Origin of the sequence: Paraburkholderia phymatum (assembly GCF_040965635.1) — a bacterium.
Classification (GTDB): domain Bacteria; phylum Pseudomonadota; class Gammaproteobacteria; order Burkholderiales; family Burkholderiaceae; genus Paraburkholderia; species Paraburkholderia phymatum_B.
In genome coordinates this window covers 508093-524497 of sequence record NZ_JBFRCH010000003.1, presented here as the reverse complement: position 1 = coordinate 524497, position 16405 = coordinate 508093, and the positions used below count along the sequence as shown (strand labels likewise).

Below are 16405 nucleotides of genomic sequence, written 5' to 3'. Positions count from 1 at the left end.
GAACAAGGAACCCCGCGATGCAACCGCAACTGCCCATCGATGTCGATCCGAACACCGGCGTCTGGACCACCGACGCGCTGCCGATGCTGTACGTGCCGCGTCATTTCTTCACGAACAATCACACGGCCGTCGAAGAAGCACTCGGCCGCGACGTCTACGCCGAAATTCTCTACAAGGCCGGCTACAAGTCCGCTTATCACTGGTGCGACAAGGAAGCGAAGCAGCATGGCATCAGCGGCATGGCCGTTTTCGAGCACTATCTGAAGCGTCTGTCGCAACGCGGCTGGGGCATCTTCAAGATCGTCGAAGCCGATCCGTCGACGGCGCGCGCGAAGATCGAACTGCATCACTCGTCGTTCGTGCTCGCGCAGCCGGGCAAGGAAGGCAAGCTTTGCTACATGTTCGCCGGCTGGTTCGCGGGCGCGATGGACTGGGTGAATGACACCCGCGACGGTGGCAAGGACGCGCCGCGCGCGCAGTCGAAAGAAGTGCAGTGCGCAGCCGAGCATCACGATCACTGCGTATTCGAAGTGTCGCCGATCGCTCACTAAGCTGCAGATCATTTATACAGCCTGAACCGAACACCGCCCGAGGTCGCTTGCGATGCGTTACCCCAATCTGTTCAAACCTTTGACGCTCAATCAGCTGACACTGCGCAATCGCATCGTCAGTACCGCGCATGCTGAGGTCTATGCCGAACCGGGCGGTTTGCCCGGCGACCGCTATATCCGCTATTACGAGGAAAAGGCCAAGGGCGGTGTCGGCCTCGCCGTGTGCGGCGGGTCGAGCCCGGTGTCGATCGACAGTCCGCAGGGCTGGTGGAAGTCCGTCAATCTGTCGACGGACAAGATCATCGATCCGCTGTCGCGTCTCGCCGAAGCGATGCATCGGCACGGCGCGAAGATCATGATTCAGGCAACGCACATGGGCCGCCGCTCCGCATTTCATGGCGAGCACTGGCCGCATCTGATGACGCCCTCCGGCGTGCGCGAGCCCGTGCATCGCGGCAACGCGAAGATCATCGAAGTGGAAGAGATTCGCCGCATCATCGGCGACTTCGCGGCGGCTGCGAAGCGCGTGAAGGACTCGGGCATGGACGGCATCGAGATTTCGGCCGCGCACCAGCATCTGATCGATCAGTTCTGGAGCCCGCGCACCAACTTCCGCACGGACGAATGGGGCGGCTCGCTCGAGAACCGTCTGCGCTTCGGCGTCGAAGTGCTGAACGCCGTGCGCGAAGCGGTCGGCAAGGACTTCTGCGTCGGCCTGCGCATGTGCGGCGATGAGTTCCATGAAGACGGCCTCGATCACGAGCAGTTGAAGGAAATCGCCCAGGCGATGGCGGAGACGGGCCTGATCGATTACATCGGCGTGATCGGCTCGGGCGCGGACACGCACAACACGCTCGCGAACTGCATGCCGCCGATGGCGCTGCCGCCCGAGCCGTTCGTGCATCTCGCGGCGGGCATCAAATCGGTCGTGAAGCTGCCCATCATGCATGCGCAAAGCATTCGCGACGCAGGGCAAGCGGAGCGTCTGCTCGCGAACGGCATGGTCGATCTCGTCGGCATGACGCGCGCGCAGATCGCCGATCCGCACATGGTCATCAAGATTCGCGATGGCCGCGAAGACGAAATCAAGCAGTGCGTCGGCGCGAACTATTGCATCGACCGCCAGTACAACGGCCTCGACGTGCTGTGCGTGCAGAACGCGGCGACTTCGCGCGAAGCGACGATGCCTCACGTGATCGAGAAGACGCGTGGGCCGCGCCGCAAGGTCGTGGTGGTCGGCGCGGGCCCGGCGGGACTCGAAGCGGCGCGCGTCGCGCGCTCGCGCGGTCACGATGTCGTGCTGTTCGAGAAAAGCGATGCCGTCGGCGGCCAGATCATGCTGGCCGCGAAGGCGCCGCAACGCGAGCAGATGGCGGGCATCGTGCGCTGGTTCGACATGGAAACGAAGCGCCTGGGCGTCGACCGGCGTCTGGGCGTCGAAGCCGACGAGAAGATGATTCTTGCCGAGAAGCCCGACATCATCGTGCTCGCGACGGGTGGTTCCAGCTTCACGCATCAGGTGCCCGCATGGGGCGTCGACGAAGGCTTGGCCGTCAGTTCGTGGGACATCCTGTCGGGCAAGGTCGAGCCGAAGCAAAACGTGCTCGTGTACGACGGCGTGAGCACGCATGCGGGCGCGGGTGTCGCCGACTTCATCGCGAGCCGCGGCTCGAAGGTCGAGATCGTGACGCCCGACGTGAAGGTGGCCGACGATGTCGGCGGCACCACGTTCCCGATTTTCTACCGGCGACTCTACGCGCTGGGCGTGATCCATACGCCGAACTACTGGCTCGATCGCGTGTACGAAGAGGACGGCAAGAAGATCGCCGTGATCCGCAACGAGTACACGGAAGAACAGGAAGAGCGCGCCGTCGATCAGGTCGTGATCGAAAACGGCAGCACGCCGAACGACGCGCTGTACTGGAAGCTCAAGCCCGAGTCGGTGAACCGCGGCCAGGTCGACGTGCAAAAGCTCTTCGCAGCCGAGCCGCAGCCGTCGCTCTCCGAAGAACTCGGCAACGGACGCTTCCTGCTGTTCCGTGTCGGCGATTGCATTTCGATGCACAACATCCACGGCGCGATCTACGACGCGCTGCGCCTTTGCAAGGACTTTTGACGATGAGCCCGGCGTTTCTCATTACCGCGCTGTTGTGGGTATCGGTCGCCGGCCTTGCGTTCGCGGTCGCAAAACGGGCGGCTTACTGGCGTCTCGGACGGGCAACGGCAGCCGGTGCATTCGGCTGGACCAATCTGCTGACCATCCCGAAACGCTATTTCGTCGATCTGCATCATGTCGTGGCGCGCGATCCGTACATCGCAAAGACGCACATCGCCACGGCAGGCGGCGCGATTGCGGCATTCGCGCTCGTCTTCATCAACTACGGGCTCGCGCTCTATTCGCCGTGGCTCGACCGGCTGATTTTTGTCGCCGCGCTGATCATGCTGGTGGGCGCCGTGTTCGTGTGGCGGCGCCGTCATGCGAAGGATGTGCCCGCGCGTCTGTCGCGTGGTCCGTGGAATACGCTGCCGTGGCTGCTCGGTTCGTTCGCGCTCGGCCTATTGCTGTACACGCTGCTGCCGGCATCGGCGATGTCGGGCGGGCTCGCGATCGTCTTCGCGCTGCTGATCGCAGCGGGCGCGTTCGCGATGACGTTCGGCGCGGCGCGCGGCGGTCCGATGAAGCATGCGCTCGCGGGTCTTCTGCATCTCGCGTTTCATCCGCGTCAAGAACGCTTTGCTGCTGAAGGCGCCGTGCGCAAGGAGCAGGTCGTTCCGCCGACGGCACTGAAAGCGCCCGTGCTCGAACAGAACGAGTATGGCGTCGGCAAGCCCGTCGAGTTTCGCTGGAACCAGTTGCTGAGCTTTGACGCGTGCGTGCAATGCGGCAAGTGCGAAGCGGCATGTCCGGCATTCGCCGCAGGCCAGCCGCTGAATCCGAAGAAGCTGATCCAGGACCTCGTGACGGGCATGGTCGGCGGCACGGACGCGGCTTATGCCGGCAGCCCGACGCCCGGCATCAAGGTTGGCCAGCACGGCGGCGAGCCGCAGCGCCCGATCATCTCGAGCCTGATCGAAGCGGATACGGTGTGGTCGTGCACGACGTGCCGTGCTTGCGTGCACGAATGCCCGATGCTGATCGAGCACGTCGATGCCATCGTCGACATGCGCCGCAACCAGACGCTCGTGCACGGCACGGTGCCGGGCAAGGGCCCCGAAGTGCTCGCGAATCTGCGCGAGACGGGCACGGCGGGCGGCTACGACAAGGCGGCCCGTTACGACTGGTCGGTCGATCTGAGCTCGCCTGTCGCGCAGCCGGGCAAGCCTGTCGATGTGCTGCTCGTTGCCGGCGAAGGCGCGTTCGACATGCGCTATCAGCGCACGCTGCGCTCGCTCGTCAAGGTGCTGAACAAGGCGGGTGTCGACTACGCGGTGCTGGGTGCACAAGAGACGGATACGGGCGACGTCGCGCGGCGTCTCGGCGATGAAGCCACGTTCCAGCGCATGGCAAAGCAGATGATGGGCACGTTGTCGACGCTGAACTTCAAACGCATCGTCACCGCCGATCCGCACGTGATGCACAGCCTGCGCAACGAATACCGCGCGCTCGGCGGACGCTACGACGTGCTGCATCACACGACGTTCCTCGCGGAGCTGGTCGCGAGCGGCAAGCTGTCGACGAAAGCCGTCGATGCGTTCAACGACAGGAAGATCACGTATCACGATCCGTGCTATCTGGGCCGCTACAACGGCGAGACGGAAGCGCCGCGCCAGTTGCTGAAGACGATCGGCATCAAGGTCGTCGAGATGGAGCGGCACGGCAAGCGTGGACGTTGCTGCGGCGGTGGCGGCGGTGCGCCGCTGACGGACATCCCCGGCAAGCAGCGCATTCCCGATATCCGCATCGCCGACGCGCGTGCGATCGGCGCGGAAGTGGTCGCGGTGGGCTGCCCGAACTGCACGGCGATGCTCGAAGGCGTGGTCGGTCCGCGTCCCGAAGTGCTCGATGTGGCCGAACTCGTTGCGGCAGCGCTGGAGTGAACGATGAACACAACCATCAAACGTATCGATCCGCGCCGCCCGTTCGTCATCACGGCGGCAGGACTGAAGCGCATCACGCTCGGCGCGGAACATGTGGCGGGCGCATCGTATGACGATGCATTGCAGACGGGCGCGCATGGTCACGCTGCCGCCAGGTCGCTGCGCACGACGCAGACGCCGCAGCACACGCTGCTCGTTGTCGCGCACAGCGATCGCGGCGGTCTCGACGATCACGCGCGTCAGGCACTGGCCGCTGCCGCATTGATCGCGGACGCGGCGACGCAAGTCGCGCTGCTGGTGCTCGGCGAACTGAAGGACGACGCGGCCGCGCTCGGCGCGGACAAGGTGGTCGAGCTGCCGTCGTTCGACCGCCGCGCGTTTGCGCCGGAGCGCGAAGTGCAGGCCGTGGCCGCCTGCGTCGCGCAGCTCTCGCCCAAGCACATTCTGATGCCCGACAACGCGACAGGCGACGGCGATCTCGGTCGCCGTTACGCAGCGCTCGCGGGCGCGAGCATCTCGACGCATGTCGTGCAGATCGACGCGAAGGCCGTGTCGACGTATGCGCAGGCGAAGAAGGCCTACGCGACGCGCGCGCTGCCCGACGTGATCCTGCTCGCAGCGGGTGCAGTCGATACGCGCCTGCCGTTCATCGGCGCGGGCGAGCGCATCGAGATGCCGGCGCTCGCGCAAACGGATAACGCGTCGAATAGCGCGTACCGCGATCTCGGCATCGAGGAAATCGATGCCGCGCAGGTCGCGCTGGAAGAAGCGGACTTCATCGTGTCGGCGGGCAACGGCGTCAACGACGTCGCCGTGTTCGAGAAGCTCGCGAGCACGTTCGGCGCGGCGATCGGCGCGAGCCGCGTCGCCGTCGACAACGGCATGTTCACGCGCGACAAGCAGATCGGCGCGACGGGCAAGACGGTCGAGGCGAGCGTCTATATCGCGTTCGGCATTTCGGGCGCGGTGCAGCACCTGCAAGGCATCAAGGATTGCCGCCATGTGATCGCGGTGAACCTGGACGGCAGCGCGCCCATCGTCAAGCGCGCGAACCTCACGATCATCGGCGATACGCAAGCGACCATCGCGTCGCTGATCGACGAGATCGATCGCGCGCGGGCCGCGCGTTCTTCTGCAACTGCGCCCGTTACGAAGTCCATCGTCGAAGGAGTCGCGGCATGAACGGCAAGCTCGAAAAAATCGCGGTGCTCGTGTCGGTCGGCAAGCATCCTGTGAGCGGCGTCGCGCGCTATAGCCGCAACGATGCCGCCGCGCTCGAAATCGGCCGTCAATTGTCGAGCCAGCACGCCGCGCATCTCGATGTGCTGCACGCGGGCGATCCGGGTAATCCCGCACTCGAAGAGTATCTGGCGCTGGGCGCCGAGCGCGTCGAAGTGCTGACGTGCGGCGCCAACGACGATGCCGTGAGCGCGCTCGCCGCCCGCCTGAAGGGCTACGACCTCGTGCTGACGGGCACGTGCGCGGAGGGCGCGTTCGACAGCGGCATGCTGCCCTACCGGCTCGCGGACGCGCTCGCGTATCCGCTCGTCGGCACGGCCGTCGATCTGACAGTGGCGGGCGGCCGCGCGACCGTGCGGCAATTCTTGCCGAAAGGCGTGCGTCGCCGCGTGGATGTCGCGTTGCCCGCTGTCGTCGCCGTGCATCCGCTTGCGACCGTCACGCCGCGCTACGCGTACGCGCGGCTGCGCGCGGGCACGATCCAGCCGCAGCGCGCGCAGGCGCGCGCCGACGCGGAAGCCGCGCAATGGACGCTGTCGCCCGTCACGCGCAAACCGGTGCGCCTCGCGGCCGCCGAGAAGCGCTCGGGCCATGCCCGCATGCTGTCCGCGACGACGACGGAAAGTCGTGGCGGAAGCGTCGTAATTGAAGGGACTTCGGTCGAAAAAGCACAAGTGATACTCGGCTATTTGCGCGAGCATCAACTCATCGATTACTGATTTGCGCCGCACCACACGGCCTCGCACCCCGGAGCACACATGAAAGTATCGGCAGACATTCGCGCGCTGGTCGATCGGCGCAAGAAGGGTTACAGCCTCGAAGCACCGTTCTATCTGAGCGACGAAATCTTCGCGCTCGATATGGACGCGATCTTCCGCCAGCACTGGATTCAGGTCGCCATCGAGCCGGATGTTCCCGAGCCGGGCGACTACGTCACCGTCGAGCTGGGCAACGACTCGATCCTGATCGTGCGCGACGACGACATGCAGGTGCGCGCGTTCCATAACGTGTGCCGCCATCGCGGCGCGCGCCTGTGCAACGAGGACAAAGGTTCTGTCGGCAATATCGTTTGCCCGTACCACAGCTGGACGTACAGCCTGACGGGTGACCTGATGTTCGCGGAACACATGGGCGAGCAGTTCGACCGCTGCAAGCACAGCCTGAAGGGCGTGCACGTCGAGAACCTCGCGGGTCTGATCTTCGTGTGCCTCGCCGAGAAGCCGCCCGTCGATTTCGGCGTGATGCGCGCGGCGATGGAGCCGTATCTGCTGCCGCACGATCTGCCGAACTCCAAGATCGCCGCGCAGATCGACATCATCGAAAAGGGCAACTGGAAGCTCACGATGGAGAACAATCGCGAGTGCTACCACTGCGTCGCGAACCATCCCGAGCTGACCATTTCTCTCTACGAGTACGGCTTCGGCTATCAGCGCTCGCCCGCCAACGCCGAGGGCATGGATGCGTTCGAGCGCACCTGCATCGAGCGCGCGAAGCAGTGGGAAGACTTGAATCTGCCTTCTTTGGAAATCGACCGTCTGCTGGACGTGACGGGTTTCCGCACGCAGCGCTTGCCGCTCGATCGCAGCGGCGAATCGCAGACGCTCGATGCGAAGGTCGCGTCGAAGATGCTGCTCGGCGAATTCGAGCAGGCGGACCTGGGTGGCCTGTCGTTCTGGACGCAGCCGAATTCGTGGCATCACTTCATGAGCGATCACATCGTGACGTTCTCAGTGATTCCGCTGTCGGCGGGCGAGACGCTCGTGCGCACGAAGTGGCTCGTGCACAAGGACGCGCAAGAGGGCGTCGATTACGACGTGAAGAACCTGACGGCCGTGTGGAACGCGACCAATGACCAGGACCGTACGCTCGTCGAGTTCTCGCAGCGCGGCGCGTCGAGCAGCGCGTATGAGCCGGGTCCGTATTCGCCGTACACGGAAGGTCTCGTCGAGAAGTTCAGCGACTGGTATGTGCAGCGCCTCGCCGCGCACATCGATGATTCCGCTTCGGAACAGCGCACGATCAACATCAAGGCCGTCTAAGGCATTGAACCGCGCTTTGAAGAAAACCAACGGGATGCCTGGCGGCAAGTGGAGCAAGCAATGATGCGCGATGCAGCAACCTTCGAACCGGCCGAAAGCCGCGTGACGAAGCCTGAATTCTGGAGCGCGTTGCCGGCGCGCTGGACGAGCGATGTCGAGGAAACGCTCGTCTGCTGCCAGGTTCGTCAGGAAACGCACGACGTGAAGAGCTTTTTTTTCCGTTCGCCGGAAGGCCGTGCGTTCATGTTCGAGCCGGGGCAGTTCATCACGCTCGAACTCGATATCGAAGGCGAGACGATCAATCGCTGCTACACGATCTCGTCTTCGCCGACGCGCCCGCACACCATTTCGATCACCGTGAAGCGCGTGCCGGGCGGCAAGGTGTCGAACTGGCTGCATGACAACCTGCGGGCGGGCGCGCGCGTGCGCGTGCTCGGACCGGCGGGCGAGTTCACGTGCGCGCGGCATCCGGCGCGCAAGTATCTGTTTCTGTCGGCTGGCTCGGGCATCACGCCGCTGATGTCGATGAGCCGTGCGCATCACGAGCTGAGCGAAGATCGCGACATCGTGTTCGTGCACAGCGCGCGCACGCCCGACGACATCATCTTCTCGCGCGAGCTCGATCTGATCGCGGCGAATCAGGCCAATTTCAGGACGTCGTTCGTCTGCGAGCGACTCGGCAATCGCACGAACTGGCCCGGCATTACCGGCTTTCTGACGTTGCCGCTGCTGAAGCTGATCGCACCGGACTTCATGGAGCGCGAGATCTTCACGTGCGGCCCCGCGCCGTACATGAAGGCCGTACGCGATCTGCTCGACGAAGCGGGCTTCGATCGCAAGCAGTATCACGAAGAGAGCTTCTCATTCGAGACGCTGATCGAAAGCGAGCCGGACGTCGCGGCGGAAGTACTCGAAGCGGAGGAGAAAGCGGGCGCGAATGGACGGGACGGAACGGCGAACGGCACGCAGACTTTCGCGGTGAGCTTCTCGCGTAGCAACCGGACGATCGAGTGCGCTTCGTCACAGCATGTGCTCGATGCCGCGCGCCAGTCGGGCGTGCGTCTGCCTGCATCGTGCACGCAGGGCATGTGTGGAACGTGCAAGGTGAAGCTCGTGTCGGGTCAGGTGGACATGAAGCACAACGGCGGCATCCGTCAGCGCGAAATCGATCAGGGGATGGTGCTGCTGTGTTGCAGCAAGCCGTTGAGTGATCTCATCGTGGATAAGTAGTTTTTTTGTCTGCGACGCTGGGTTGTTTTGCCCTTATCGCTGGCATCCGCGATGCGCCTCGCGGCGCGGGCGTTGCCCCTGTGCGGGGCGGCACCTAAAGAAAGCCGCTCACACCGCCAATGCTCTGTATTACCCACGGGCTCTCAACGGCCCCGTGTTTCACGCGGCAGTGTGCTCGCTTATGTTCGTTGCCAACGTTCTTGCTAAACGCCTCACCCGCTTCATGCGCGTGTGGCACGGCTAAAGGGCGTTGAAGATCTCAGTGCCGCATTTCGGTAGTGAACGAAGTTGTAGCGTCGTACAGGGCGCAGCCCGCACTGTTGCCGCATCGCGTAGCGAGGGTGTCCTGTGCGGTGCGAATGCCTACACACAGTTTGCCGCAAAGGGGCCGGGGATATTCGATGTCGCAAGCCGCAACGCAGGTGCATGAGGCAGGTGAGGCATCGAATAAACGCGCTGGCGACGCGCATGAGATAGCACACTGGCGCATGAAGCATGGGGCCGCTGAGAGCCCGTGGGTAATACAAAGCATTGGCGGTGTGAGCGGCTTTCTTTTGCCTACTTTTCTTTGCCGCGGCAAAGAAGAGTAGGTGCCGCCCCGCACAGGGGCAACGCCCGCGCCGCGAGGCGCATCGCGGATGCCCGCGAAGGGCAAGGCAAACGAACGCAATTGCGGATGCCCGCGAAGGGCAAAACAAACGAACGCGTTCGCAGATGTCCGCGATAAGGGCAAAACAAAACCAGCGTCGCAGACAAAAAAACAACACGTCGCATACAGACAAGTAAACGTCGCAAAGCCGACCACCTCATATATTCTGGTTGGCGATTCTAAAAGCTATACCGCGCGTGCGGACACAAGGAGATCGACCATGAAGCACCTGAAGAAGCTGATGTTGTGCGGGGCACTGATCGCAACGATGAGCGCCATCGGAACGGCAGCCGCGGACACCAAGCCGACGATCAAGATCGGCTACGTCGAGGGCTGGGACGACAGCGTTGCGACGTCGAACGTTGCTGCGCAGATCATCGAGAAGCGCCTGGGTTATCCCGTACAGCTCGTGCCCGTCGCAGCGGGCATCATGTGGCAGGGCGTCGCGCGCGGCGACCTCGACGCGACGCTGTCCGCGTGGCTGCCGATCACGCACGGCGCGTACTGGGATCAGTTCAAGGGCAAGGTGCAGGACCTCGGCGCCAACTATACGGATGCGAAGATCGGCCTGATCGTGCCCGCTGACGTGCCGGAGAAGAGCATCTCGGATCTCGGAGCGCACAAGGCGGACTTCGGCGGACGCATCGTCGGGATCGACGCGGGCGCGGGTGTGATGAAGAAAACATCGGATGCGATCAAGGCCTACAACCTCGATTACCAGCTGATGCCGAGCTCGGGTAGCGCAATGACGGCGGAACTCGCGCGCGCGATGAATGCCAATAAGCCTGTAATCGTCACGGGGTGGATACCGCACTGGATGTTTGCAAAGTGGAAGCTGAAGTTCCTCGAAGACCCGAAGAAGGTGTATGGCGAAGCCGAGCATGTCGACAGCGTCGTCAATCCGGGCCTCGATACGAAGGCTCCCCAGGTGGTCGCGTTTCTGAAGAAATTTCAATGGAAGCCGGGCGAAATCGACAGCGTGATGCTGTCGACGGAGAACGGCGCCAAGCCTGCTGATGCAGCCGGATCGTGGATCTCCGCACATGGCGACCGCGTGAACAGCTGGCTGGGCGGAGCACAATGACCGTCCTTCTCTAACGCGTTCTGACGAGCGTTTTACGGTGATGCGGATGCGCTGCGCGCGCATCCGCATTGCTGATGTTGTATCTGGTTGCTTGTGTTCCAGCCAGCGCGCAGGTTCCTACAAGGAGACTCTGGATGGATCGGACAGGACTGCGCACGCGCAGTATCGAAGGCGCAGCAGACGGCGCCGCACATGAAGGCCACTCGCTGCAACGCGGCCTCACATGGAAAGACGCATTCTGGGTGACGAGCGGCGTGCCGGGCGGCGTGCTGTTCACAATCGGCGGCGTATCGGCGACGATCGGTCAGCCGGCATGGGCCGTCTGGGTCGCTGCGATCCTGATGGGCCTCATTCAAAGCGCCACTTACGCCGAAATTTCAGGGCTTTTTCCGCACAAGTCGGGCGGCGCGTCCGTGTATGGCGCGATGGCCTGGGTGCGCTACAGCAAGACCATTGCGCCCGTTTCGGTGTGGTGCAACTGGCTCGCGTGGTCGCCGATGCTGGCATTGGGCACCGGGCTTGCCGCCAACTACGCGCTCTCGAGTCTCTACGCGCCCGATGCCGCGATCAACACGTGGCGCCTGACGTTGCTCGATCTCGGCTTCATCAAGCAAGGGCTTTCGCTGCGCATCAACGCGACCTTCATCGTCGCGGCGATCTTTCTGCTCATCACGTTCAAGCTTCAGCATAGCGGCGCATCGAAGGCCGCGAAGACGCAGCGCATTCTAGGCATCGCTTCTTTGGCGCCGCTGCTGATCGTCGGTATCGTGCCGTTCGTGACGGGCGACGTGCCCGCCGCGCATCTGTGGCCGCTGATGCCGCTCGGGCACGACGCACGGGGCAATCTGACGGCATCGACGTTCGGTTCGTGGAACGGCTCGGGCATCACGATGGCGTTTGGCGCGATGTTCATGGCGGGCTGGGCCGCGTACGGCTTCGAAACGGCGGTCTGCTATACGCGCGAGTTTCGCAATCCACGCACCGATACCGTGAAGGCGATCTTCTGGTCGGGCATGGCGTGCCTGCTTGTGATGACGCTCGTGCCGCTCGCGTTCCAGGGCGTGCTGGGCACGAAGGGCATGCTCGATCCGAAGATCGCGGACGGCACGGGCGTGGCCGCGGCGATGGCGCATATGGTCGGCGGCGGTGCGATCGTGTTCGACGTGGTCGTGATCATGTTGATGCTGACGATCCTGCTGATCGTGATGACGTCGATGATGGGTTCGTCGCGCACGCTGTATCAGGCGTCCGTCGACGGCTGGCTGCCGAAGTACCTGTCGCACGTCAACGAGCACGGCGCGCCCACGCGCGCAATGTGGACCGACCTCGGCTTCAACCTGGTCCTGCTGCTGATGTCGGACTACATGACGGTGCTGTCGATCTCGAACGTCTGCTACATGATCTTCGTGTTCCTGAACCTGCAATCGGGCTGGATTCACCGCCTGGATCGCGCTGACGCGGATCGTCCGTTCCGCTGCCCGACGTGGTTGCTCGCAGCGGGCGCGCTGTGCGGCTATCTGGATCTCGCGTTCATCGGCGCAGGCGCTGATCTTCAGGGCGTGGGCACGATGCGCAATGGTCTGATCGCGATGCTGCTGATCGTGCCCGTGTTCATGTTCCGCCATTATTGGCAGGATCGCGGGCGGTTTCCGGCGCGCATGGCGCAGGACATGGAATGGCGAGGCGGTGTGCGGCCCGCTGGCCTACGGGGCTTCTTGCCGTATGGCGCGTTGCTGCTCGCGGTCTTCGTAGTGTGGTTCTCGCACGACCTCGCGAAATCATTCTTCTAATTCTTTAACGTCAATTGGCCGCCGCGTTTGCTGTTGCAACGCGGCGGCTTTTGCTTTTTTAGCGCACTCTGTTCGATGTTGCTTAAAAACCTTTAGAGCACTTTTAAAGCACGACGGTTCTATCGCCATTGATGAACACGCGCCGCTCGACGAACGCCTTCACGGCGCGCGCAAGCGTGATGCACTCGACGTCGCGTCCGACGGCGAGCATGCGCTCCGGTCCGTACGAGTGATCGACGCGCTGCACTTCCTGTTCGATGATGGGGCCTTCGTCGAGATCGTCGGTGACGAAGTGAGCCGTCGCGCCGATCAGCTTGACACCGCGCGCATGCGCCTGGTGATACGGCCGCGCACCCTTGAAGCCGGGTAGGAACGAGTGATGGATATTGATCGCGCGGCCCGCGAGCTTGCGGCTCGTTTCGTCGGACAAGATCTGCATGTAGCGCGCGAGAATCATCAACTCGGCGCCCGACGATTCGAACAGATCGAGAATCTGCGCTTCCTGTTGCGCACGCGTGTCCGCCGTCACGGGGAAATGATGAAAGGGCAGGCCGTGCTGTGCGGCAAGCGGTTCGAAGTCGGGATGATTCGACGCGATGCCGACGATGTCCATCTTCAGTTCGCCCATTCGCCAGCGGAACAGCAGATCGGCGAGACAGTGCTCCAGTTTCGACACCATGATCAGCACCTTGGGCCGCGCGTCGAGGTCGTGCATCGACCACGTCATGTCGAAATCGGCGGCGATGGGGTGAAACTCGCGGCGCAACGTGTCGATCTGCAACGCGGACACCGGCGCGTTTTCGCTGGCCACGCCATGAAACACGCAGCGCACGAAAAAGCGCGAGCTGATGTCGTCGTCGAATACGGTCAGTTCGTCGATATAGCCATGGTGCCGATCGAGAAAGCCGACGACGGCGGCGACCTGGCCGGCGGCGCTCGGGCACGAAAGGGTCAGCGCGAACTGTTTGGAGCGATCGGTGGCGGGCATGCGAGTCCTCTGTATTTCGATGTGGGATTCCCGCATGGCCGTGCCAAACGTCGTGCAGCGCATTGCGGCGCGGCAAGCGGGATGATCAAGTAAATCAGCCCAATTTGCGCGCGCATAGAACCGATGCGCCGTGCTCGTAGTATCGGAGCGTCAGGCGTGCGCGTGCTCGATCACGTGGATCAGTTCATCGAACAGCCAGCGCCGGAAAAGCGGCACGGCCGCGGGCGCGGGACGGCTGGGCGGGCAGACGAGGTAGTAGCCGCGCTCCGTGGTGACGGGCGTCTCCAGCAGGCGCACGAGCTGGCCCGACGCGATGAGCTCGTCGGTGAGAGGTGTCCAGCCCAGCGCGACGCCCTGGCCCATCAGCGCGGCCTGCACGACAAGCGAATAGCTGTTGAACATCATGCCCTGGCTTTGTTCCGGCGCGGGCAAACCGTATGCAGCGAACCACGTGTGCCACGCGAGCCAGCGTTCGGGCTCGGTGGGCTGCACGTGCAGCAGCGGCAGATGCGCGAGATCTTCGGCGCACATGACGGGGGTGTGCGCGTCACGAAACGCGGGCGAGCAGACGGGTGTGACCGTTTCGGGGAAAAGGCGCGTCGACGTGCAGGGCGGCCAATGGCCGTCGCCGAACGCGATCGCGATGTCGGCGTGATCGCGGTGCGGGTCGTAGCCGAGTTGCGACGTGACGATCTTCACGTTGACGCCGGGCATCGACGTGTTCAGACGCGCGAGACGCGGCATCAGCCAATAGGTCGCGAAACCCGCGTCGGTGAGGATCGTTAGCGAGCCCGTGGCGCGGCGCGCGCGGATATCGGCTGTGGCTTCGCGGATCGTGTCGAGGCCGCTGCGCACGGCCTGATAGAGCAACGTGCCTTCCGGCGTGAGCGTCACGCCGCGATGACCGCGTTCGAAGAGCGGCGTGCCGAGTTCTTCTTCGAGCTGCACGATGCGCTGGCTGACGGCGGGCTGCGTCGAGCCGAGCTCGCGCGCGGCGGCCGTGAAGCTCGCGAGGCGCGCGGCCGATTCAAACGCCGTGAGCGTCTGCATCGGTGGAAGGCGGTCTGGTCCCGGCATAACATCCCCTTATGGGCCGATAAGCGTGCGCCGCCTTCACAACGTTTTAATGAGCGGCAATAGTGACGTGCATGCGGCGAGTCACTACATTGATGCGTCGCCGCGCAAGCAAGCGCAATCCTCCGATTCTAATCCGCCCCGCCCATGAGCCTTAATACAAAGCAGAATATCCTTATCCTGATGGCCGATCAGATGACGCCGTTTGCACTGCGCGCGTACGGCAACCAGGTTTCACTGACGCCGCGCATCGATGCACTCGCGAAAGAAGGCGTCGTATTCGACTCGGCTTATTGCGCGAGCCCCTTGTGCGCGCCCGCGCGTTTTTCAATGATGGCGGGCAAGCTGCCCGCTGCAATCGGTGCTTACGATAACGCCGCCGAATTGCCCGCGCAAACGCTGACATTCGCGCACTATCTGCGCGCTGTGGGCTACCGGACGATCCTCTCCGGCAAGATGCATTTCTGCGGCCCCGACCAGTTGCATGGTTTCGAAGAGCGGCTGACGACGGACATCTATCCCGCCGATTTCGGCTGGGTGCCGGATTGGGAACATCCGGACGTGCGGCCGAGCTGGTATCACAACATGAGCTCGGTGCTCGATGCGGGCCCGTGCGTACGCACGAACCAGCTCGATTTCGACGACGAAGTGACGTACACCGCGCGCCAGAAGCTGTACGACATCGTGCGCGAGCGCGCGGCGGGCGGCGATACGCGGCCCTTCTGCATGGTCGCGTCGCTCACGCATCCGCACGATCCCTATGCGATCCCGCGGCAGTACTGGGACCTGTATAGCGGCGATCAGATCGACATGCCGCGCGTGTCGCTGACGCGCGAAGAGAGCGATCCGCATTCGAAACGCCTGCGCGATGTCTACGAGGCCGACCTGACGCCGCCGACAGAGCAGCAGGTTCGCAACGCGCGGCATGCGTACTACGGCGCGCTGTCTTATGTCGATGCGCAGTTCGGCGCGATTCTCGACACGCTCAGCGCAACAGGTCTCGCCGACGACACGATTGTCATCGTCACGTCGGACCACGGCGAAATGCTCGGCGAGCGCGGGCTCTGGTACAAGATGACATGCTTCGAAGGCGGCGTGCGTGTGCCGCTGATCGTACACGCGCCGAAGCAGTACCGCGCGCATCGCGTGGCCGCGTCGGTTTCGCATGTCGATCTGCTGCCGACGCTCGTCGAAATGGCATCGGGTGCGCACCGAACCGAATGGCCCGATCCCATCGACGGACGCAGCCTGGTGCCGCATCTGCTCGACGACGGCGGGCACGACGAAGCGATCGTCGAGTACTTCGCGGAAGGCGCGATTGCACCGTTGCTGATGATCCGTCGAGGCAGGTACAAGTTCATTCATACGCCCGTCGATCCGGATCAGCTTTACGACCTCGCGGACGATCCGCACGAGCGAGTGAATCTCGCGCAAGAGCCTGCTGCGGCCACACTGGTCGACGCATTTCGCAAGGAAATCGCACAGCGTTGGGACGTGCCCGCGCTGCATCGTTCGGTGCTCGCGAGCCAGCGGCGCAGGCGCTTTCATTTCGAAGCAACTACGCAAGGCGTGATCCGCTCGTGGGACTGGCAGCCTTTCACCGACGCGAGCCAGCGCTACATGCGCAATCACATCGAACTCGACACGCTCGAAGCAATGGCGCGTTATCCGCGCGTCGTCGCGCGCTGATGCAATACACGATGTAAGTCGACGGAACACGACA

The 16405-nt window shown here is 63.5% G+C and carries 12 protein-coding genes; 10 read left to right on the top strand and 2 right to left on the bottom strand.

Annotated elements, in window-relative coordinates; genetic code table 11:
- The first annotated feature begins 17 nt into the window (after positions 1-17).
- The 9 genes from AB4Y32_RS08960 to AB4Y32_RS08920 all read left to right on the top strand — a co-directional run bounded on the left by AB4Y32_RS08960 (position 18) and on the right by AB4Y32_RS08920 (position 12620).
- Complete coding sequence (locus tag AB4Y32_RS08960) at positions 18-551, top strand: DUF5943 domain-containing protein (protein WP_368720970.1); 534 nt, start codon at positions 18-20, stop codon at positions 549-551.
- Between the two features lie 52 nt (positions 552-603).
- Positions 604-2667 carry an oxidoreductase gene (locus AB4Y32_RS08955; protein WP_368720969.1) on the top strand — a complete coding sequence of 688 codons (2064 nt, stop codon included), beginning with the start codon at positions 604-606 and terminating at the stop codon, positions 2665-2667.
- A 2-nt stretch (positions 2668-2669) separates the two neighbouring features.
- A complete protein-coding gene (locus tag AB4Y32_RS08950) occupies positions 2670-4589 on the top strand; it encodes a (Fe-S)-binding protein (protein ID WP_368720968.1) in 1920 nt (639 codons plus the stop codon).
- 3 nt (positions 4590-4592) lie between these two features.
- Entirely contained in the window at positions 4593-5771 is a 1179-nt protein-coding gene (locus AB4Y32_RS08945; RefSeq protein WP_368720967.1) for an electron transfer flavoprotein subunit alpha/FixB family protein, read from the top strand.
- Entirely contained in the window at positions 5768-6547 is a 780-nt protein-coding gene (locus AB4Y32_RS08940; RefSeq protein ID WP_368720966.1) for an electron transfer flavoprotein subunit beta/FixA family protein, read from the top strand. The genes AB4Y32_RS08945 and AB4Y32_RS08940 overlap by 4 nt, the downstream gene beginning before the upstream one ends.
- Positions 6548-6586: 39 nt before the next feature.
- On the top strand, positions 6587-7867 hold the full coding sequence (locus tag AB4Y32_RS08935) for an aromatic ring-hydroxylating oxygenase subunit alpha (RefSeq protein ID WP_368720965.1): 1281 nt from the start codon (positions 6587-6589) through the stop codon (positions 7865-7867).
- Positions 7868-7927: 60 nt separating this feature from the next.
- A complete protein-coding gene (locus AB4Y32_RS08930; protein ID WP_368720964.1) occupies positions 7928-9097 on the top strand; it encodes an FAD-binding oxidoreductase in 1170 nt (389 codons plus the stop codon).
- Positions 9098-9966: 869 nt separating this feature from the next.
- Positions 9967-10830 carry a glycine betaine ABC transporter substrate-binding protein gene (locus AB4Y32_RS08925; RefSeq protein ID WP_368720963.1) on the top strand — a complete coding sequence of 288 codons (864 nt, stop codon included), beginning with the start codon at positions 9967-9969 and terminating at the stop codon, positions 10828-10830.
- Between the two features lie 134 nt (positions 10831-10964).
- Positions 10965-12620: an APC family permease gene (locus AB4Y32_RS08920; RefSeq protein ID WP_368720962.1), complete on the top strand. Its 1656-nt coding sequence runs from the start codon at positions 10965-10967 to the stop codon at positions 12618-12620.
- Between the two features lie 103 nt (positions 12621-12723).
- Here the strand turns inward: AB4Y32_RS08920 and purU are convergent, their stop codons facing one another.
- On the bottom strand, positions 12724-13608 hold the full coding sequence (gene purU / locus AB4Y32_RS08915; protein WP_368720961.1) for a formyltetrahydrofolate deformylase: 885 nt from the start codon (positions 13606-13608) through the stop codon (positions 12724-12726).
- A 150-nt stretch (positions 13609-13758) separates the two neighbouring features.
- On the bottom strand, positions 13759-14685 hold the full coding sequence (locus AB4Y32_RS08910) for a choline sulfate utilization transcriptional regulator (protein WP_368720960.1): 927 nt from the start codon (positions 14683-14685) through the stop codon (positions 13759-13761).
- Positions 14686-14829: 144 nt separating this feature from the next.
- On the opposite strand from AB4Y32_RS08910, the gene betC reads away from it, so the two are divergent.
- Positions 14830-16371, top strand: coding sequence for a choline-sulfatase (gene betC / locus AB4Y32_RS08905; RefSeq protein ID WP_368720959.1), 1542 nt, complete (start codon positions 14830-14832; stop codon positions 16369-16371).
- Positions 16372-16405 lie beyond the last annotated feature (34 nt).

Coding starts and splice junctions, on each gene's coding strand:
- AB4Y32_RS08940 (WP_368720966.1), top strand. CDS start 5,768: ATGAACGGCAAGCTCGAAAAAATCGCGGTGCTCGTGTCGGTCGGCAAG.
- betC (WP_368720959.1), top strand. CDS start 14,830: ATGAGCCTTAATACAAAGCAGAATATCCTTATCCTGATGGCCGATCAG.
- AB4Y32_RS08945 (WP_368720967.1), top strand. CDS start 4,593: ATGAACACAACCATCAAACGTATCGATCCGCGCCGCCCGTTCGTCATC.
- AB4Y32_RS08955 (WP_368720969.1), top strand. CDS start 604: ATGCGTTACCCCAATCTGTTCAAACCTTTGACGCTCAATCAGCTGACA.
- purU (WP_368720961.1), bottom strand. CDS start 13,608: ATGCCCGCCACCGATCGCTCCAAACAGTTCGCGCTGACCCTTTCGTGC.
- AB4Y32_RS08950 (WP_368720968.1), top strand. CDS start 2,670: ATGAGCCCGGCGTTTCTCATTACCGCGCTGTTGTGGGTATCGGTCGCC.
- AB4Y32_RS08920 (WP_368720962.1), top strand. CDS start 10,965: ATGGATCGGACAGGACTGCGCACGCGCAGTATCGAAGGCGCAGCAGAC.
- AB4Y32_RS08930 (WP_368720964.1), top strand. CDS start 7,928: ATGATGCGCGATGCAGCAACCTTCGAACCGGCCGAAAGCCGCGTGACG.
- AB4Y32_RS08910 (WP_368720960.1), bottom strand. CDS start 14,685: ATGCCGGGACCAGACCGCCTTCCACCGATGCAGACGCTCACGGCGTTT.
- AB4Y32_RS08925 (WP_368720963.1), top strand. CDS start 9,967: ATGAAGCACCTGAAGAAGCTGATGTTGTGCGGGGCACTGATCGCAACG.
- AB4Y32_RS08935 (WP_368720965.1), top strand. CDS start 6,587: ATGAAAGTATCGGCAGACATTCGCGCGCTGGTCGATCGGCGCAAGAAG.
- AB4Y32_RS08960 (WP_368720970.1), top strand. CDS start 18: ATGCAACCGCAACTGCCCATCGATGTCGATCCGAACACCGGCGTCTGG.